The organism is Mycobacterium sp. (assembly GCF_032161845.1).
GTDB lineage: Bacteria > Actinomycetota > Actinomycetes > Mycobacteriales > Mycobacteriaceae > Mycobacterium.
In genome coordinates this window covers 1-19,233 of sequence record NZ_JAVRQA010000198.1, presented here as the reverse complement: position 1 = coordinate 19,233, position 19,233 = coordinate 1, and the positions used below count along the sequence as shown (strand labels likewise).

19 protein-coding genes are annotated in these 19,233 nt (G+C 67.7%); 14 read left to right on the top strand and 5 right to left on the bottom strand.

What is annotated here, in order from left to right; all coding sequences use genetic code 11:
• On the top strand, positions 1 to 428 hold a 428-nt coding region (locus QOD90_RS11710), incomplete at its 5' end, for a precorrin-6A/cobalt-precorrin-6A reductase (RefSeq protein WP_526349787.1).
• Here QOD90_RS11710 and QOD90_RS11705 read toward each other — a convergent pair.
• The 4 genes from QOD90_RS11705 to QOD90_RS11690 form a co-directional block, all read right to left on the bottom strand.
• Positions 415 to 1,494 carry a phosphotransferase family protein gene (locus QOD90_RS11705; protein ID WP_526349785.1) on the bottom strand — a complete coding sequence of 360 codons (1,080 nt, stop codon included), beginning with the start codon at positions 1,492 to 1,494 and terminating at the stop codon, positions 415 to 417. The two genes, QOD90_RS11710 and QOD90_RS11705, sit on opposite strands and share 14 nt — an antisense overlap.
• Positions 1,495 to 1,558: 64 nt before the next feature.
• Entirely contained in the window at positions 1,559 to 2,185 is a 627-nt protein-coding gene (locus tag QOD90_RS11700; protein ID WP_526349783.1) for a precorrin-8X methylmutase, read from the bottom strand.
• 9 nt (positions 2,186 to 2,194) lie between these two features.
• Positions 2,195 to 3,304 (bottom strand): precorrin-3B synthase, encoded by a 1,110-nt coding sequence (gene cobG, locus QOD90_RS11695; RefSeq protein ID WP_526349782.1) that lies wholly within the window; start codon positions 3,302 to 3,304, stop codon positions 2,195 to 2,197.
• 4 nt (positions 3,305 to 3,308) lie between these two features.
• Positions 3,309 to 4,241: a TauD/TfdA dioxygenase family protein gene (locus QOD90_RS11690; protein WP_526349780.1), complete on the bottom strand. Its 933-nt coding sequence runs from the start codon at positions 4,239 to 4,241 to the stop codon at positions 3,309 to 3,311.
• Between the two features lie 146 nt (positions 4,242 to 4,387).
• Between QOD90_RS11690 and QOD90_RS11685 the strand changes: the two genes are divergently transcribed.
• The 8 genes from QOD90_RS11685 to QOD90_RS11650 all read left to right on the top strand — a co-directional run bounded on the left by QOD90_RS11685 (position 4,388) and on the right by QOD90_RS11650 (position 15,084).
• On the top strand, positions 4,388 to 5,851 hold the full coding sequence (locus tag QOD90_RS11685; RefSeq protein WP_526349778.1) for a flavin-containing monooxygenase: 1,464 nt from the start codon (positions 4,388 to 4,390) through the stop codon (positions 5,849 to 5,851).
• Between the two features lie 302 nt (positions 5,852 to 6,153).
• Positions 6,154 to 9,744 carry a cobaltochelatase subunit CobN gene (gene cobN / locus QOD90_RS11680; RefSeq protein ID WP_526349776.1) on the top strand — a complete coding sequence of 1,197 codons (3,591 nt, stop codon included), beginning with the start codon at positions 6,154 to 6,156 and terminating at the stop codon, positions 9,742 to 9,744.
• Positions 9,745 to 9,764: 20 nt separating this feature from the next.
• Complete coding sequence (locus QOD90_RS11675; protein WP_526349774.1) at positions 9,765 to 10,148, top strand: PPOX class F420-dependent oxidoreductase; 384 nt, start codon at positions 9,765 to 9,767, stop codon at positions 10,146 to 10,148.
• Positions 10,145 to 10,534 (top strand): PPOX class F420-dependent oxidoreductase, encoded by a 390-nt coding sequence (locus tag QOD90_RS11670; protein WP_526349791.1) that lies wholly within the window; start codon positions 10,145 to 10,147, stop codon positions 10,532 to 10,534. Before QOD90_RS11675 ends, QOD90_RS11670 begins: the two co-directional genes overlap by 4 nt.
• Before the next feature lie 33 nt (positions 10,535 to 10,567).
• On the top strand, positions 10,568 to 11,068 hold the full coding sequence (locus QOD90_RS11665) for an FxsA family protein (RefSeq protein ID WP_526349772.1): 501 nt from the start codon (positions 10,568 to 10,570) through the stop codon (positions 11,066 to 11,068).
• The gene (locus QOD90_RS11660; RefSeq protein WP_526349770.1) at positions 11,065 to 12,678 is read left to right on the top strand and encodes an amidohydrolase; all 1,614 of its coding nucleotides are present in this window, start codon (positions 11,065 to 11,067) and stop codon (positions 12,676 to 12,678) included. The genes QOD90_RS11665 and QOD90_RS11660 overlap by 4 nt, the downstream gene beginning before the upstream one ends.
• On the top strand, positions 12,671 to 14,326 hold the full coding sequence (gene lnt, locus QOD90_RS11655; RefSeq protein ID WP_526349769.1) for an apolipoprotein N-acyltransferase: 1,656 nt from the start codon (positions 12,671 to 12,673) through the stop codon (positions 14,324 to 14,326). Before QOD90_RS11660 ends, lnt begins: the two co-directional genes overlap by 8 nt.
• A complete protein-coding gene (locus tag QOD90_RS11650) occupies positions 14,323 to 15,084 on the top strand; it encodes a polyprenol monophosphomannose synthase (RefSeq protein ID WP_526349767.1) in 762 nt (253 codons plus the stop codon). The genes lnt and QOD90_RS11650 overlap by 4 nt, the downstream gene beginning before the upstream one ends.
• On the opposite strand, the gene QOD90_RS11645 is transcribed toward QOD90_RS11650, so the two are convergent.
• Positions 15,081 to 15,425 carry an RNA polymerase-binding protein RbpA gene (locus QOD90_RS11645; protein WP_526349765.1) on the bottom strand — a complete coding sequence of 115 codons (345 nt, stop codon included), beginning with the start codon at positions 15,423 to 15,425 and terminating at the stop codon, positions 15,081 to 15,083. The genes QOD90_RS11650 and QOD90_RS11645 overlap by 4 nt on opposite strands.
• A 133-nt stretch (positions 15,426 to 15,558) precedes the next feature.
• On the opposite strand from QOD90_RS11645, the gene QOD90_RS11640 reads away from it, so the two are divergent.
• The 5 genes from QOD90_RS11640 to QOD90_RS11620 all read left to right on the top strand — a co-directional run.
• On the top strand, positions 15,559 to 15,900 hold the full coding sequence (locus QOD90_RS11640) for a response regulator (RefSeq protein ID WP_526349763.1): 342 nt from the start codon (positions 15,559 to 15,561) through the stop codon (positions 15,898 to 15,900).
• Between the two features lie 63 nt (positions 15,901 to 15,963).
• Positions 15,964 to 17,202 carry an alpha/beta hydrolase gene (locus QOD90_RS11635; RefSeq protein WP_526349761.1) on the top strand — a complete coding sequence of 413 codons (1,239 nt, stop codon included), beginning with the start codon at positions 15,964 to 15,966 and terminating at the stop codon, positions 17,200 to 17,202.
• Positions 17,203 to 17,300: 98 nt separating this feature from the next.
• Positions 17,301 to 18,005: a hypothetical protein gene (locus QOD90_RS11630; RefSeq protein ID WP_526349759.1), complete on the top strand. Its 705-nt coding sequence runs from the start codon at positions 17,301 to 17,303 to the stop codon at positions 18,003 to 18,005.
• A gap of 195 nt (positions 18,006 to 18,200) precedes the next feature.
• On the top strand, positions 18,201 to 18,926 hold the full coding sequence (locus QOD90_RS11625) for an ABC transporter permease (RefSeq protein WP_526349789.1): 726 nt from the start codon (positions 18,201 to 18,203) through the stop codon (positions 18,924 to 18,926).
• The coding region (locus QOD90_RS11620) for an ATP-binding cassette domain-containing protein (protein WP_526349757.1) at positions 18,926 to 19,233 on the top strand (308 nt) is incomplete at its 3' end. The genes QOD90_RS11625 and QOD90_RS11620, both read left to right, overlap by 1 nt.

Sequence of the window (19,233 nt, the reverse complement as noted above, 5' to 3'; positions counted from 1 at the left end):
CATGGCCGCAGGGCGACGCGCTCGTGGTCGACTCCGACGTCGAGGCGGCCGACGTCGTGGCCCGGAACCGCTATTCGCGGGTCTTCCTGACCACCGGGCGCTCCGGCAGCGCCGCGTTCGCGAAGGTCGACGCGTGGTTCCTGGTTCGAGCGGTCACCTCACCGGACGACGTCGCGCTGCCGCCACGTCACGAACTGCTGCTATCGCGCGGTCCGTACCACTACGCCGACGAGCGGAAGCTGTTGGTGGAGTACGGCATCGACGCGCTGGTGACGAAGAACAGCGGTGGTGACATGACGAGGGGCAAGGTCGACGCCGCCAACGATTTGGGAATCCCCGTCGTCATGGTCGCCCGGCCGAAACTCCCCGACGACGTGCCTGCGGTGTCGACCGTGGCCGACGCCGCGGCCTGGGTCAGAGCGCTCTGACCAGATCCAGGCTGCCGAGATCCCGGATGGCCCGACAACCCCGTGCCATCATCACCAGCATCATGTCGTCGCCGCGTTCGGTCGCGATCGCGAAGGCGCAGCCCAGCACGGAGAGCAGGGGTACCTGCAGCATGCCGACCCGGTAGTCGCGCCAGCAGGTGTCGAGGTCGTAGCCCTCGACGCCGTAACCGATCAGCTCCGAGTGGTAACCGTCGACGAGGTCCTCGTCGGCAGCCGATCGGACCTCGGGGAGCAGGCTGGTTCCGGTGAAGTACGCCAAGTCGCGCGCGGGAAGGCCGACCCCCAACGTCTGCCAGTCCACGATCGTGACGCGCGTGCGGTCGGGGTCGAAGAGCAGGTTGTCGAGGCGGTAGTCACCGTGCATCAGCGCGAAGCGATCGCGGTCGGCCATCAGCCACGGCGTGACCATCGACATGGCCTCGGTCATCGTGTCGCGGTCCTCGGCCGTCATCCGCGAGCCGAGTCGGTCCAGCGTGATCTGGTTCGCCATCACGGCGATGTCGCCGAGGCCCTTGATGGCGTCCTCGTTGGCCATGGACATCGCGAGGCCAGGAAAGTCGGGCCATTTGGCGTCACACCACGTCGGTCCGTGCAGGCCGGCCAGCGCGCGGACGGCCAGCTCCGCCTCGGCGGTAGCGCAGCCGCCGATTTGATCGCCCTGGACTGCCGGCGCCAGGTCCGCGAGCAGCAGGACGAAATCGCCTCCGTCGTCGGAGATCTCGCAGTGGTAGTGCCTGGGGATCGGCGCCCTGACGATGTCGGCAACGCTGGTGTAGAAGGCGTGTTCCGAGCGGTATCCGAGCGCTACCCGTTCGCGCACCGCGTCGTCCTGCGACGAGAGCTTGATGGCGAAGGTGCAAGGCAGATCGGTCGCGGCAGATCCATAGCCCACCGAGAGCCGGTAGGTGGCGCCCGTCTGACCCGTCCCGATGGGGTTGACGTCCACGGACTCGATGCCGATTCCCAGCACGGCTCCCAACCACTGCGGCGTGACATCGGTCGGGCTACGAGGAATCGACAGGGCCGACGTGTTGGACCTGGTCATGACGCGCGACACTAATCGGCGTGCTGACAGCTGTCAACGAATTCTGACAGCAGTCAACCACGCCTTACTCGCGCTCGGTGGCGATCGCGTTGACTGCGGCCGCGGCCATCGCGCTGCCGCCGCGTCGGCCCGTCACGACGAGGTACTCCATGCCGCGCGGGCGTGCGATCAGCTCGTCCTTCGACTGGGCCGAGCCGACGAAGCCGACGGGGCCGCCGAGGACGGCGGCGGGCACGGGGGCGCCGTCGTCGAGCAGCTCGAGCAACCGGAACAGGGCGGTGGGAGCGTTGCCGATCGCCACCACGGCGCCCCCCAGTCGCTCGGCCCAGAGGTCCACGCCCGCGGCCGAACGCGTGCTGCCCAGCCGCCCCGCAAGCTCGGCCGCCCGCGGATCGGCGACGAGTGAGACAACCTCGTTGTCGGTGGGCAGCCGCGACCGGGTGATGCCCGCGGCCACCATCGACGAGTCGCACAGCACGGGCGCTCCGGCGGCCAGGGCGCGATGTGCCGATGACGCGACACCGGGAGTGAAGGCCACGTGCTCGGCGACGTCGACCTGACCACAGGTGTGGATCAGCCGGACCACGACGCGCGACACGTCATCGGGAAAGCGTGCCAGATCGGCCTCGTCGCGGATCGTCGCGAACGACTGGCGATAGATCTCTGCGGCGTCGCGGATGTAGTCGAGCACGCGATCACCCTACGGGTGACGCGGCTCGTAACCACTCGTGGTGGCCACCAGAACCTGGCCGATCGCTGGACTGCCGCATGCGCGCTCGCAGCCGACGAAGTGCCGATGCCCGGCCTCGGAGCCGTCGTACACCGCCTCCGCCGCGTCACGCCGGACGTCGGCGGCGGAGTGCGCGCAACCGGGGCTTCCGGTGCACGCACTGACGTCGAGCCACGGCGACCCGTCGTCGAACACCAGCCCGAACGGGGCCAGTACTCGCAACGCGGTGTCCGCGACGCTCTCGTCGAGATCGCCGATCAGGACCGAACGCCACGGCGTGATCACCAACGGCGAACCGACCGCCGCGAGGTACTCGGCGACCCTGGTCTTGAGGACGCCGAGCGGGACGGCCGCACCGAGCGTGACCAGGCCGTCGTCCTGTTGAATCCAGCCAACCGGTGGGCGCGTGACGGGTGGCCACGTCGTCCCGGGCTCCGCGGTCCGCGCCAGCCCGTCGAGCAGCGGTGCGACATCGGTGAGTTCGGTCGTGCGCCACGCATTGCCGCGGATCCTGGTGAACCGTTCTGCCACCTCGACGAGCGCCGGCACGCCGTTCTGGGTGCGGACGCCGGTGTCGACGCCCGCAACCAGCAGTGCAGCCGTGTCGTCGTCGAGGAAGTGCAGGCCGACGTCGGCCCCGATGCCGGACACGTCACCACGCCCGTCGTCGACTGCGAACAGAAAGCGTCCCGGCAGCGCGGCGAGCCGGCCATTGGCCTGAATCGCCGCATCGAGGGTGCGCACCAGTTCCCGGACGTCGGTGTTGCCGCCCTGACGGCCGGTCAGCGGCGAGGCGAGGATGTTGCGGACGCGCTCGTGGCTGGGCGATGGCAGCAAGCCGGCGTCCGCGATCGCCTCGGCCAACGCCTCCGCATCGGTCACGCCGCGGATCTGCACGTTGCCGCGAGAAGTGAGTTCCATTGCCGGCGAACCGAATCGGGCGGCCGCCAGCGCCAGTGCCTCGAGTTGAGGTGCCTCGATCATTCCACCGGGCAGGCGAACCCTCGCCAGCGCGCCGTCCGCCGCCTGATGCATCTGAAGCGCACCGGGGCACGCGTCGTCATCGCGGGTTCTGGCCATCCACCTACGGTACGGCGACCAGGCGGGCCGGCGCCACGACCTCCGAGTAGTGCGATGCGTCCCCGGCGATGACCCGACTTGGCCTGCCGTGCACGTCGACGGGAACGTCGCCGGCCAGGGTGACCCGGCTCAGTCGGCGGTACTGGTCGTCGTAATCGGACACGGCGTAGTGCTGGGTGGCCCTGTTGTCCCAGATGGCGAGGTCGCCCGGCAGCCAGTTCCAGCGAATGGTGTTCTCCAGCTTGGTGACTCGTGCCTGAAACAGCTGTAGCAGGGCAGTGGACTCATTGGTGCCGAAGCCGACGAATCTCTTCACGAAGTGACCGAGTAGCAGCACCCGCCGGCCGGTCTCGGGGTGGATGCGGACCACCGGATGCTCCGTCTCGAAGTGGTCGGAGACGAACTCCTCGCGGTACTGGCGGACGGTGTCGGCATCGCGGTGGTCGTCGTCGTCGACGAAGTCCTTCACGTAGTCATAGTCGTTCGTGTGGATCGCCCACAGGTTGTCGGCGAGGGCGGCCAGTGGCGCGGGCAGTTGGTCATAGGCGGCCTCGGTGGACGCCCATGACGTCGTGCCCCCGTATTCGGGCAGGGAGATGGCGCGCAGCAAGGAGGCCTTCGGGATGCGGTCGACGAACGTGACGTCGGTGTGCCACGAGTTCGCCTTGTCGTAGCGCGAGTCGATCGGCAGCACGTCGGCCCCCCGCGACGTCACCGTGGGGTGCGCGATGGTGGGCGTGCCGAGCGTCCTTGCGAAGGCGAGCTGGCTCTCGTCGTCGAGGTGGTGCTGGTCGCGGAAGAAGATCACCTTGTGCTCGAGGAGCGCGCCGTTGATCGCCTCGGCCGTGGCCGGGTCGAGATCGCCGCCGAGGCGCACGCCGTCGAGGCGCGCGCCAATGTTCGCGCCGAGTTTCACGATGACAGGAGAGTTGGGCATGTACCAATTACCGCGCGGTGTCGTCGTCCGGACCAGGTTTTGGGTACCGACGATTCGAACTTCGGCCAATTGGCCCGAAGCCGTCAATATCCGGATCTTGGGGGCGTAACGTCCGCGACATCGGCAGTTCAGGGGGCTTTTCCGCGATGCAAACTCGCAGCGCGACGTCGATAGCAATCATCGGCGCCGGGATGTCTGGCATCTGCATGGCGATCAAACTGCTGGACGCAGGCATCGATGCGTTCACGATCTTCGAGAAGGCCGACGATGTCGGCGGGACGTGGCGAGACAACACCTACCCTGGGCTTCACTGCGACGTCCCATCCCGCTACTACACGTATTCTTTTGCACCGAACCCGGAATGGTCGCGTCTGATGCCGCCCGGCTCGGAGATCCAGGACTACCTCCGGCGCACCGTCGACGAACGGGGGCTGCGTCAACACATCAGGTTTGGCACCGACGTCAGTTCCGTTCGTCATCGCGACGGCCGCTGGGTGGTGACCACCCAGGCTGGTGAGACGTCATTCCACGTCGTGGTAACCGCGACCGGCGTGCTGCGCGTACCCCGTCTTCCCGACATCGCCGGCCTCGACACGTTTGCCGGTCCGACCTTCCACTCGTCGCGTTGGGATCATTCGGTATCCCTGTCGGACAAGCGCATCGGTCTGATCGGTACCGGGTCCACCGGGGTGCAGATTACGGCGGCGCTCGGCGGGAGCGTGCGCGCACTGTCGGTCTTCCAGCGCACCGCTCAGTGGATTTGCCCATGGCCGAATCTTCGGTACAAGCGACTGTCCCGCGCCCTGATGCGCCGCTGGCCATGGCTGACGGTGCCGGGCTACCGGTTCTGGGGGTGGTTCATCCGCATGACGTTTGGTCGCGCCCCCATCCGTCCGGGCCTCGCGCGCACCTTCTATCAGACGCTGTGTCGGGTAAATCTGCGAGTGTCGGTCCGCGAACCGTCGCTGCGAGGAAAGCTGACGCCGCCCGATCAGCCCATGTGCAAACGGATGGTCTTCTCCAGCAGCTACTACCGATCGGTGCAGAAGCCGGCCGTCGAGGTCATCACCGAGGCAATCGATCGCGTCGAACCGCGGGGTGTGGTCACCGCCGACGGCACTCTGCACGAGGTCGATCTCCTTGTCCTGGCGACCGGCTTCGACGCCAGGGCCTACACGAGGCCGATGGAGGTCGTCGGCGTGGACGGCTTGAGCCTGGACGAGGCATGGGCCGACGGGCCAAAGGCCTACCGTTCGGTTGCGGTCCCAGGGTTCCCGAATTTCTTCATGCTCATGGGGCCGCACTCGCCCATCGGAAACCAGTCGTTGGTACCGATCGCCGAGGACCAGGCTGATTACGCGCTGTGGTGGATCAAGCAGATGAACGACGGGCGCGTGGTCTCGGCCGCGCCGACCGAGGCGGCCACGAAGGAATACAACGAAGACATGAAAGCGGCTATGCCGCAGACGATCTGGGTCACCGGCTGCTCGAGTTGGTATCTCGGCGCGGACGGACTTCCCGAACTCTTCCCGTGGACTCCCGAGCGGCACTCCGCGCTGTTGAAGTATCCCGACACCCGTGACTTCGAGGTTCGCACGACGGCGGAGTGACCTCGGTCACGTTTGGGCGGCCGTGTTCCGTCCCGCACGAAGTGGAGGTAACCGGTACCGCCGGTATTACGTTGCTTGAGAACCTCCGGTTGCCAACCACATTCAGGCGGGCAGTGGAGATGACTCAGGAGGAACGGCTTTGATGGGACTCTTCGCATTCGCCGCAGTCGTGCTCGTGCTGCTCGCGGTTCTCGGTTTACCGTACCGGGAGTCGTGGTACGGCCGCTGGGGCAACTACGACCGCTAACCGCACGACCGCACCGACCTGACCACGGGTGAGGTCGATGCGGTACGAATGGTGGGTGAATCAGCCCACCGTTCTCCTGCTGTCCACGTCGGATACCGACCTGATGACGGCAAGGGCCAGTGGTCCCGGGTACCGGTGGATGAACCCCACCCGGCTCGTCGACGGTGAGCTCGACGAATTACTGGACGGCGTCGACATCGCCGTCGTGCGAATCCTTGGCGGGTACCGCAGTTGGCAGGACGGCATCGACGCCGTCGTTGGCAAGGGCATCCCCACGGTCGTCATCAGCGGGGAGCAGTCGCCCGACGCAGACCTGATGAGTCATTCCACGGTCCCCGCGGGCGTCGCCCTTCAGACCCACGTCTACCTGGCCCAGGGCGGTGTCGCGAACCTCCAGCAGCTGCACGCCTTTCTGAGCGACACGCTGTTGATGACGGGCTTCGGCTTCTCGCCCCCGGAAACCACCCCGGCCTGGGGCGTGCTGGAGCGCCAAGAGGGCACGGGCACGGGCACCGGCCCGCGGGTGGCCGTCCTCTTCTATCGCGCGCAGCAGCTGGCGGGAAACACCGCCTACGTCGAGGCGCTGTGTCAGGCGATCGATGCGGCAGGCGGCCGGGCCGTGCCGGTCTACTGCGCGTCGTTGCGCACGCCGGAACCGGATCTGCTCGAACTCCTCGGCACCGTCGACGCCTTGGTGACGACGGTGTTGGCTGCCGGCGGGGCCGTTCCGGCGACCGTGACCGCCGGCGGCGCCGACGACAGCTGGAACGTGGCACACCTGGCGGCGCTGAACATTCCGATCCTGCAGGGACTGTGCCTGACGGGTTCGCGCGCCCAGTGGGACGACAACGACGCAGGCATGAGTCCGCTGGACGTGGCGACGCAGGTCGCCGTACCCGAATTCGACGGCCGGATCATCACGGTTCCGTTCTCGTTCAAGGAGATCGACGCCGAGGGTCTCATTTCCTACGTCGCGGATCCGGAGCGGTGCGCGCGGGTCGCTGGCCTGGCGGTGCGTCAGGCCAGGCTCCGCCACGTCGCCAACTCGGACAAGCGGGTGGCGCTGGTGTTCTCGGCCTACCCGACCAAGCACGCGCGCATCGGCAACGCTGTCGGTCTCGACACTCCTGCCAGTGCCGTCGGGTTGCTAGCCGCGATGCGCGCGGCCGGCTACGACATCGGTGACGTGCCCGGCGTCGAAGCGCAGGACGGCGACGCCCTGATCCACGCCCTGATCGAGCGCGGCGGCCAGGATCCCGACTGGCTTACCGAAGAACACCTGGCGGGCAACCCGATCAGGGTGTCGGCCAAGGACTACCGCGCCTGGTTCGCGACGTTGCCACGCGGGTTGGCCGACCCCGTCGTCGAACACTGGGGCCCACCGCCTGGTGAACTGTTCGTGGACCGCAGCCAGGACCCAGATGGTGAAATCGTGGTCGCGGCAATGCAATCCGGCAACATCGTGATCCTGGTCCAGCCGCCGCGCGGATTCGGTGCGAACCCCGTCGCCATCTACCACGACCCCGACCTCCCGCCCAGTCACCACTACCTGGCCGCCTACCGATGGCTCGATGCCGAGTTCTCCAACGGTTTTCGCGCCGACGCGGTCGTGCACCTCGGCAAGCACGGCAACCTGGAGTGGCTGCCGGGCAAGACGCTCGGCATGTCGTCGACGTGCGGCACGGACGCCGCGCTCGGTGACCTGCCGCTCATCTACCCGTTCCTGGTCAACGACCCCGGCGAGGGAACACAGGCCAAGCGCCGCGCGCACGCGGTGCTGGTCGACCACCTGATCCCGCCGATGGCGCGTGCCGAGAGTTACGGCGACATCGCCCGACTGGAGCAACTGCTCGACGAGCACTCCAACATCGCGGCGTTGGACCCAGGAAAGCTACCCGCCATCCGCCAACAGATCTGGACGTTGATGCGAGCGGCGAAGATGGACCACGACCTGGGCCTTGAGGACCGTCCCGACGAAGACACCTTCGACGACATGCTCCTTCACGTCGACGGCTGGCTGTGCGAGATCAAGGACGTCCAGATCCGCGACGGTCTGCACATCCTCGGCCAGGCGCCCGCCGGTGATGCCGAAGTGGATCTGGTGCTGGCAATCCTGCGGGCCCGCCAACTCTTCGGGGGCGAGCGCTCGGTACCCGGCCTTCGGCAGGCGCTCGGGCTGGCCGAGGACGGCACCGACGTCAGGGTAAAGGTCGACGCCGCCGAGGCCCGTGCCAGGGAGCTGGTCGTCGCGCTGGCCGAAACGGGTTGGGACGCAGCAGCCGTCGACGCCATCGCGGGGGATTCCGCGGTTGCCGACGTGCTGCGGTTCGCTGCCACCGAGGTGGTGCCACGGCTGAGGGAGACCTCCCGCGAGGTGGATCAGATCCTGCACGCGCTCGACGGTGGCTTCATCCCGGCTGGCCCCTCTGGCTCGCCGCTGCGGGGCCTGGTCAACGTACTTCCCACGGGGCGCAACTTCTACTCGGTCGACCCCAAGGCCGTACCTTCTCGCTTGGCGTGGGAAACCGGTGTGGCGCTGGCGGATTCGCTGCTGGAACGATACCGCGCCGACAAGGGTGAGTATCCCCGCTCGGTCGGCCTCTCGGTATGGGGCACGTCGGCGATGCGCACCTCGGGTGACGACATCGCCGAAGTTCTTGCCCTGCTTGGCGTTCGACCGGTCTGGGATGACGCGTCCCGTCGGGTCGTCGACCTGGAGGCCATCGACCTGGCCGAACTGGGGCGCCCTCGCATCGACGTGACCGTCCGAATCTCGGGGTTCTTCCGCGATGCCTTCCCGCACGTCGTCACAATGCTCGACGACGCCGTCGGTCTGGTCGCCGAACTCGACGAACCGGCCGAACAGAACTACGTGCGGGCCCACGCGCAGGCCGACCTCGTCGAGCACGGGGATCGGCGACGCTCCACCACGCGGATCTTCGGCTCCAAGCCGGGGACGTACGGGGCGGGCCTTCTGCAGCTGATCGACAGCCGCAATTGGCGCGACGACGCCGACCTGGCGGAGGTCTACACCGCCTGGGGCGGCTTCGCGTATGGCCGCGGACTCGACGGTGCCGCCGCCAGCGACGACATGAATCGGCAGTACCGCAGGATCGCTGTCGCGGCCAAGAACATCGACACCCGCGAGCACGACATCGCCGACTCCGACGACTACTTCCAGTACCACGGCGGGATGGTGGCGACGGTGCGGGCACTGACGGGCCAAGAGCCCGAGGCCTACATCGGCGACAACACCCGGCCGGACGCGGTCCGCACCCGCACCCTCTCCGAGGAGACGACGCGGGTGTTCCGGTCCAGGGTCGTCAATCCGCGTTGGATCTCCGCCATGCGCAGGCACGGCTACAAGGGCGCCTTCGAGATGGCCGCCACCGTGGACTATCTGTTCGGGTACGACGCCACGGCAGGCGTGATGGCCGACTGGATGTACGAGCGACTTGCCGGCGAGTACGTCCTCGACGACGAGAACCGCAAGTTCATGAACGAGTCCAATCCGTGGGCGCTGCACGGCATGGCCGAGCGGTTGCTGGAGGCTGCCGGGCGCGGCATGTGGGCCCAACCCGAGGCCGCCACCCTCGACGGCCTCCGGCAGGTCCTGCTCGAGACCGAGGGCGACCTCGAGGGCTAGCGACCACTAGATTGGGACTCATGCCCGTCACGTTCGCCGAGGTCGCGAAGTCCGAGTACATCCTGCTCACCACCTTCACCAAGGACGGCAGGCCCAAGCCGACGGCCATCTGGGCCGCCCCGCGTGGCGACGATCTGGTGGTCATCACCCAAGAGCAGTCGTGGAAGGTCAAGCGCATCCGCAACACCCCGCGCGTGACCATCGCCGAGTGCGACCGAGGCGGCAAGCCCAAGGGCGAGGCCGTCGAGGCCGTTGCCGCGATCCTCGACAAGTCGGCGAACGGTGCCACCTACGACGCCATCGGCAAGCGCTACGGGCTCATCGGCAAGACGTTCAACCTCTTCTCGAAGCTGCGTGGCGGCATGACGAAGAACGTGTCCATCGAGTTGAAGGCGGCCGCCTGATGCCCACGTTCGACGAGGTCTACCGCGAGCGGTACCTGCTGCTGACCACCTTCACCAAGGACGGCAAGGCCAAGCCGACGCCGGTGTGGGGGGTGCCCGAGGGCGGCAAGATCTTGATCAGCACCGACAAGGGTTCGTGGAAGACCAAGCGCATCAACAACACTCCGCGCGTCACGATCCAGAAGTGCGGCGTGCTCGGCAAGGTCAAGGGCGAGCCGGTCGAGGCCGTGGCGCGGATGCTGCCGGAGTCTGAGACGCGGCGGGTGTTCGAGATGGCGACCAAGCGCTTCTGGTACCACGCGTGGTGGTGGGTGCCGCAGGCGATCTTCCGCGGCGGCGTCGACAAGGTCCACGCGGCGATCGAAATCGAGGCGCCGGCAACCTAGGAACCCAGTCGGCCCGCGAAACGTTGGAAGAGAATGGCTATGCGACTCTTTCTGGTCTACGTGCTCGTCGAACTGGCAGCGGTGGTCGCCTTGGTGTCCACGATCGGGTTCGGGTGGACCTTCCTGTTGGTGATCGGCACGTTCGCGCTGGGTCTCGCCTTGGCGGGGTCGCAGGTGAAGCGTCAGGTCCGGCGGTTGCAGGCCGGCCTGGCCTCCCCGCAGGGTGCGGTGTCCGACGGTGCGCTGGTCGCCCTCGGCACGGTTCTGACCGTCGTCCCCGGCCTCGTCACGTCGGCGCTGGGGCTCCTCCTCCTGCTCCCGCCCACTCGTGCTGCGGCCCGACCCGTGGTGACGGCGCTCGCCGCCCGCAGCCTCGGTCGGATGCCGCTGATCGTCACGACGGTGGGCGCTGCAGGCGCGCAACGGCCGGGCTATGTGAATCGGCCGACCCGCGGTGACTACATCGACGGCGAGGTGATTGACGTGACCGACGTCGAGCCGCCGAGCCTGCCCAAGCATCCCGACGTCGCTTGACGACGCTTCTCGTCGGCGGCCAGGTCTACAGCCAGGTCATGCCCGACGCGACCGCGATCGCGATCAGCGACGGCCCCGACGGCGTCGTGGCGTGGCTCGGGGCCGATGACGTCGGCCGCAGGCAGTTCCCCGGCGCGCGGGTGATCGATCTCGACGGCGGCTTCGTGACGCCCGCGTTCGTCGACAGCCACGTCCACGTCACTGCGACGGGACTCGCACTCGTCGGCCTCGACCTGCGGGGCGCCACGTCGCGCGACGATGTACTGCGGCTACTCGGCGACTACGCACGCCGCAACCCCACTGGGCCCATCTGGGCGCACGGTTGGGACGAATCGCGGTGGCCCCAGCCGACCGCGCCGACCACCGCGGACCTCGACCACCTGCTGGGTGACCGTCCCGTCTACCTGGCGCGGGTGGACGTGCATTCTGCTGCGGCGTCGACGGCGCTGCGGACGGCGACACCGGGGCTGGCGGCAGCGGCCGGGTATCACGACCAGCTGCCGATGACCGCGGAGGCGCACCACCTGGTGCGCGCGGCAGCCAGGGCCCTGCTGACACCTGCGCAACGCGCGGCGGCCCGGTCGGCTGCCCTCGATCACGCCGCCCGGTCCGGCATCGCCGCGGTGCACGAATGCGCAGGGCCCGACATCGGTGGCATCGACGACTGGCACGAGCTGAAGGCACTGGAGCACGGCGTGGAAGTCGTCGGCTACTGGGGCGAAGCCGTCACCACCGCCGCCCAGGCCCGGGAGTTGATCGCCGACGCGGGAGTGCGCGGACTGGCCGGAGACCTCTTCGTCGACGGAGCGCTCGGCTCGCGCACGGCGTGGCTGCATCAGCCCTACGCCGACGCGCCGGATTGCGTTGGCAATGCCTACCTCGACGGTGCCGCCATCGAGGCGCACCTGAACGCGTGCACGGAGGCGGGGATCACCGCGGGCTTTCACGTGATCGGCGACGCGGCCGTCACCGCGGTGGTCGACGGGCTTTCCCGCGTCGTGGACCGGCACGGGGCTCCCGCCGTAGCCCGTTGCGGGCACCGCCTCGAACACCTGGAGATGGTGTCCGAAGCCCAGGCAGCCCTGCTGGGAAGCTGGGGCGTGATCGCGAGCATGCAGCCGAACTTCGATGCGTTGTGGGGCGGGCCCGAAGGCATGTACGCCCAGCGGCTGGGTGGCGTGCGAGCCCGTCGGCTCAATCCGCTCGCGCTGTTAGCATCCCAAGGCGTGCCACTCGCCTTCGGTTCCGATACCCCGGTCACCGGCATGAATCCCTGGGAAACGGTGCGGGCGGCGACTGCGCACCGCACCCCAGGAAGTGCCATGTCGGCAAGAGCGGCCTTCGCGGCAACCACTCGCGGTGCGTGGCGGGCCGGCGGTGTCCGGGATGGTGTCGCCGGCACCCTGGCGCCGGGTGCGCCGGCGACGTACGCCGTGTGGGACGTTCCCGGCGGCCTCGGAGCCCTCGAGGTCGCCGCGCCCGCCGACACCGTGCAGCGGTGGTCCACCGACCCGCGCTCCCGGATTCCTGCGCTGCCCCGACTTGCTCCAGATGCGCCCCTGCCGGTCTGTCGTCGGACGGTCCACCGGGGTGTCACCATCCATGGTTGAGCGCAGGGCGGTGGCCCGGCTACGACGAACGCTCGGCCCGCGCGCCCTGCGAATCGCTGCCTCGATCGCCGCCGGGTTGATGGTGTGCGTCAGCTTCCCGCCGTTCAACTGGTGGGTGTCGACATTCGTCGCCTTCGGCCTTCTCGCGTGGGTCTTGGTCCACCCGTCGACCACGAAGGCAGGTGGCTTCGGCTACGGCTTCCTGTTCGGCCTGGCGTTCTACGTGCCGCTGCTGCCGTGGATCAGCGGATTCGTCGGGGCGTTTCCCTGGCTGGCACTCGCAGCCATGGAGGCACTGTTCCCCGCCGTGTTCGGACTGCTCGCCGTGATCGTCCGACGCCTGCCCGGCTGGCCGGTGTGGTTCGCCTTCCTGTGGGTACTGACCGAGTGGCTGAAGTCCACCATTCCGTTCGGCGGATTCCCTTGGGGCGTCGTTGGATTCAGTCAGGACAACAGTCCACTGTTGGTGATCGCGCACTTCGGTGGCGTGCCACTGGTGTCGCTGGCCGTCGCGCTCGTCGGTTTCAGCCTCGGCGCGATCACGATCGAGGCCGTCCAGTGGTGGCGGACCGACCACCACATCGGCCGGCTGCTTCCTCCCGCGGTGGTGGTGCCCGGTGTCAGCGTGGCCCTCGTCCTTCTCACCGTCGCACTGGCCACCCCGTACGTGCGACAGTCCGGCGCCGGCGCGGGGGAAGATCCGACCACCACGGTCGCAGCGGTTCAGGGAAACGTGCCACGGCTCGGGCTGGAGTTCAACGCGCAGCGGCGCGCGGTGCTCGACAACCACGTCCGCGAGACCCTCCGGCTCGCCGAGGACGTCCGCACCGGCCGCGCACCCCAGCCCGCCGTCGTCATCTGGCCGGAGAACTCGTCGGACATCGATCCGATCGCCAACCGCGACGCCGCCGACCAGATCGGCGTCGCCACCGACGCAATCCACGCACCCATCCTCGTCGGCGCGGTCGTCTCGGCGCCCGGCTACACCCCGGAGGATCCACAGGCGTCGAACACGGTGATCGTCTGGGACGGCGCCAGCGGGCCCGGCGAGCGCCACGACAAGAAGATCGTGCAGCCGTTCGGCGAGTACCTGCCGTGGCGCAGTTTCTTCCGGCTGCTGTCGTCGTTCGCCGATCGCGCGGGCTACTTCGTGCCAGGCAACGGCAACGGCGTCGTTCACGCCGCAGGAATTCCGATCGGCGTGACGACGTGCTGGGAGGTGATCTTCGACCGCGCGGCCCGTGAATCAGTGCTCAACGGAGCGCAGTTCCTCGCCGTTCCGTCCAACAACGCCACGTTCGACGAATCGATGAGCGCCCAGCAGCTCTCCTTCGCCAGGTTGCGCGCCGTCGAACACGACCGCTACGTCGTGGTGGCGGGCACCACGGGCATCAGCGCCGTGGTCGGACCCGACGGCCACGAGCTGGCCCGCACTGCGTGGTTCGAACCGGCCTACCTCGACGCCCAGATCCGGCTGAAGACCAGCCTCACCCCGGCCACCCGGTGGGGGCCACTGATCCAGGGACTGATCGTGTTCGTTGGTGCCGCGGTCCTCGTTGGGGCGATGCTGCACAATGGTGGGTTCGCGGAGAAGTTCGCGCGTCGCCGCCAGAAGGTGACCGACCAAGTAGACGAAGGAGCGACATGACGGAGGGTGGGGACCGCCCCAGTCAGCGCACGCTGGTCATCATTCCGACCTACAACGAGCGGGAGAACCTGCCGTTGATCGTCGGACGGGTGCACGCGGCGCGTCCCGGCGTCCATGTGCTCGTCGTCGATGACGGCAGTCCCGACGGCACGGGGGAGTTGGCCAACGAGCTGTCACTGGCCGACCCGGACCGCGTGCACGTGATGCACCGCACCAACAAGGCCGGTCTCGGCGCCGCGTACCTGGCGGGCTTCGCCTGGGGGCTCGGCCGGGCTTACACGGTGTTGGTGGAGATGGACGCCGACGGGTCGCATGCGCCCGAGGAGCTCTACCGTCTGCTCGACGCCGTCGATGCGGGCGCCGACCTGGCGATCGGCTCGCGCTACGTGGACGGCGGCAAGGTGCGCAATTGGCCGCGGCGACGGATGGTGTTGTCGCGCACGGCGAATGGGTACTCCCGCATCTCGCTGGGAGTAGACGTCAACGACATCACCGCCGGTTATCGCGCTTACCGTCGCGAGGTGCTCGAGAAGATCGACCTCGCCGCCGTCGACTCGAAGGGCTACTGCTTCCAGGTCGACCTGACCTGGCGCACCATCAGTGCCGGCTTCATCGTCAAGGAAGTCCCCATCACGTTCACCGAACGCGAACTGGGGAAGTCGAAGATGAGCGGCTCCAACATCCGGGAAGCCATCTTCAAGATTGCCGAATGGGGTATCCGCGGTCGCCTGGACCGCGCGCGCGGCGTCGTGCGCTAGCTGCTGCTGCCGCGGCGGCGGGTCTTGATGATGTCCATGCGCTCCTTGAGCAGCTCGTCGAGTTCCTCGACGGAACGACGCTCGAGCAGCATGTCCCAGTGCGTACGCGGCGGCTTGACCTTCTTGGGCTCTGGCACGTCCCCGTCGATCAGCGTGCCCTCGAGGCCGTTGCGGCAGGGCCACGTACCGGGGATCTCGGCCTCGTCGGCGAAGGGAACCTCGAACTCCTCGCCATTGTCGGTCCGGTAGCGCGCCATCTGACGCGGCGCCAAGTCATGATTGCGGTCGGTCTCGTAGCTCACGGCTCCGAGTCGACTACCTCGCAAGACACGATCAGCCATGGTTACCACTCCTCATCCGACATCATTCTTCGATGTATCCGCGGTTATCAACGCAGCCGTTTGGCGCGAAGTTCCCGACGCGACTGTCCATGATACCGGGGGCGGAGGCATTGGCCGTTTACAGTCGAGTCCCGTGGCGCCCGAAACCCGACGACGGACCCGAGTGCAACCCTGCCGTTGGTGCGGCAGGGAGGTTCCCGACGCCGGGATGGGGCGGCGTCGCCAGTACTGCAGACAATCCTGTCGTCAACGCGCCTACGAGCAGCGGGCGATGGTCAAGGGCACGTCCGTGGCACCCGATTCGGTGGTGCTGACCGCCGACGAGGCGGCGCAGTTGTCCGATCGCGTCTACCAGGTTCGGTGCGCTGCCGAGGACGTGGCCACCGCCATCGACGAAGGCGCCGACGGCCAGGAACTCCGCGATTTGTGTGAGGCGCTGATGCGCGCGGCGAAGGCGGCCGACGGCTGGCGGTGAACGGCTCCGGCCGCGGCCGGGGTTTGGCTCTGTACAGCAGTTTCACAGCTACGATTGCTGTCCATGTCGACCACCCAACCAGCTACCGAGTCGGCCGCGTCCGGCCGGGCGTGGCGATTCGACGAATTCGTGCTCGACACCGCCAGGTACGAACTGCGTCAGGGCAGTGTCGTGATCCGCGTCGAGCCTCAGGTGTTCGACGTCATGACGCAGTTGGTCAGCAACCCCGATCGGGTCGTCACCAAGGAGGAGCTCTTCGACACCGTCTGGGGTGGCCGCTTCGTCGGTGAGGCCGCACTGACCAGTCGGATCAAGGCAGCCCGGCGCGCGCTCGGTGACGACGGCGAGTCCCAGCGGTACATCCGCACCGTGCGCGGACGCGGATACCAGTTCGTCGGCACCCTCCTCGCCGAGCCCGCGGCCAACCCTGACACGGGCACCCAGACCAAACCGGCGCCGCCGCCGCGTCAGCACATCGCGTTCTGCCGCGCCGCCGACGGTGTCCGGCTGGCCTACGCGGTGGCAGGGGAGGGGCCACCGCTAGTCCGGGCGGCCAACTGGATGACCCATCTGGGGTACGACATCGAAAGTCCGGTGTGGCGGCACTGGGTGCGCGAACTCGCGCAGGGGCGCAAGTTCATTCGCTACGACGAGCGTGGCTGCGGGCTCTCCGACTGGGAGGTTGGCAACTTCACGTTCGAGGACTGGGTCACTGACCTGGAGTCCGTCGTCGAAGCGATTGGGCTGGAACGCTTTCCGTTGCTGGGGGTATCCCAGGGCGGTGCAGTCGCGGTCGCCTATGCCGCTCGGCACCCTGAACGGGTGACCAAGCTCATCCTGTGTTCGGCCTATGCAAGGGGACGCGCGGTGCGCGCGATGAACGACGAGGAAAGGCGGGCCGCCGCACTCGATCTCGACCTCGCGCGCGTCGGCTGGGGGCGCGACGACCCTGCGTTCCGGCAGGTCTTCGCCGCCCAGTTCCGACCCGACGGCACACGTGCGGACTGGGAGGCCTTCGACCATCTGCAGCGTCGTACCACGTCGCCCGACAACGCCGTTCGATTCCTCGAGGAGTTCGGCCGCATCGACGTTCGAGACATGGCCGAACGCGTGTCATGTCCGACGCTGATCCTGCACGCCGACGATGACCACCGGGTTCCGATGCGCTTCGGTGAGGAACTCGCCGCCACCATTCCCGATTCGCGGCTCGTCGCATTGGCGAGCAACAACCACCTACTGACCGAGACCGAGCCGGCGTGGCAGGTCTTTCGCGACGAGGTGACCGCGTTCCTCGCCGAGTGACGACCAGTGATGGGGCGCCCGTTGTCCAAGCGATCTCTCCATGCGATCTCCACCCAATCTCCATGCAACGCCGTGGAGACCCGTAGATGCTGATCGGTATGAGAAACCTCCTACGCACACTGATCGTGGGTGTCCTCGCGCTCTTCGCCCTCGGCACCCTGTCCGCCTGCACGAGTGGCTCGACCACCGAGGCGTCCTCGTCGAGTTCGGTGACCCCTTCGAGCGCAGCCCCAGCGACGTTCCCCCAGTCCGCCAAGTACATGGCGGACGTGGAGGCCGACGGCAAGAAGATGACCATCGGCATCTCGGTCGACGGTGACCAGATCGCCGCATACGCCTGCAACGGCGTCGACGACGAGGCGTGGTTCTTCGGTAACCAGGCCAACGGAGCGATCGACATCACGTCGAAGTTCCACGACACGCTCGCCGCGTCGTTCAACGGCAGCGACGTCACGGGCGACCTGACCATGAACGGCACGAAGTACGCCTTCACCGCGGCCGCCGTCTCCGCACCCGCGGGGATGTACACCGCGGACCTCGACGGGGTGCGGGCGTCGTGGATCGTCCGGCCCGACGGTTCGGTGACCGGCGTGCAGTTCAACGGTGGCATCAGCGGCCGTGACTTCGAGCAGGCCGAACTGCAGCAGCTCAACGCCGCGCAGTTCCAGGCTCAGGTGCGCAACAAGCGGCTCCTGCAGCAGGCGGATCAATCGATCAGCCTGCAGAACGGCACCTTGGTCTCGAAGATCAACGGCCGCAACGTAACCGGCAAGGTCGTCACGGGGACCACCCGCTTCGGATAACGGTCGAGCATCGACGGCGGCCCTGCCCATTGCGGCAGGGCCGTCCTTTGCGTCAGGCCGAGCAGAAACCTCGGGGAACGCCGAGGATGTCCGTAACGTCGGCTCATCGTGACCGCATCCGTCCAGCCGCCTCCCGTGACCCCGGTGGCGTCGGTAACCGCGAAGAGGCGCTTGCGACAGCGACGGTGGGGTCTGATCCGGCTGGCCTCGCCGATCGTGCTGCTGGTGTCGTGGCAGCTCGGCAGCGCGGTGGGGCTGATCCCGCAGGACGTTCTCCCCGCTCCATCGCTGATCTTCGAGGCCGGCATCGAACTGATCCGGAACGGTCAGCTCGCAGACGCGCTCGGAGTGTCTGGAGTGCGGGTCGTCGAGGGTCTGGTCCTTGGCGGGCTGATCGGTATCGCGCTCGGCACCGCGGTCGGGCTGTCCCACTGGTTCGAGGCGACCGTCGATCCACCCATGCAGATGGTCCGCGCGCTGCCGCACCTCGGCCTCATTCCGCTGTTCATCCTGTGGTTCGGCATCGGCGAACTACCGAAGGTTCTCCTGGTTGCGCTCGGCGTCAGCTTCCCGCTCTACCTCAACACCTTTTCCGCGATCCGTCAGGTGGACCCTAAACTGTTCGAAACCGCTCAGGTGCTTGGCTTCTCGTTCTGGCAGCGGTTCCGCACGATCATCGTGCCGAGCGCCGCCCCACAGGTCCTCGTCGGGTTGCGTCAATCTCTGGCCATCGCGTGGCTCACGCTCATCGTGGCCGAACAGATCAACGCCGACAAGGGAATCGGGTACCTGATCAACAACGCCCGTGACTTCCTGCGCATCGACGTCATCATCTTCGGCCTGATCGTCTATGCGATGCTGGGCATCGGGACGGACGCGATCGTGCGGGCCGCCGAGCGCCGAGCACTGAGGTATCGCTAGTGACGGTGACCTCCGAACGACAGACCGGCATCGCGGGTGAGCTTCGCAACGTCGACAAGTGGTACGGCGAGCAGCAGGTGCTGACCGACGTGTCCGTACGCATCGGCAACGGCGAGATCGTCGCGTTGATCGGCCGCAGCGGCTCCGGCAAGTCGACGGTGTTGCGCGTGCTGGCTGGCCTGTCGACCGATCACTCCGGCGAGCGTTTGGTCGCCGGTGCGCCCGCGCTGGCCTTTCAGGAGCCGCGGTTGTTCCCATGGCGCGACGTGCGGACCAACGTCGGGTATGGGCTGACCCGCACCCGGCT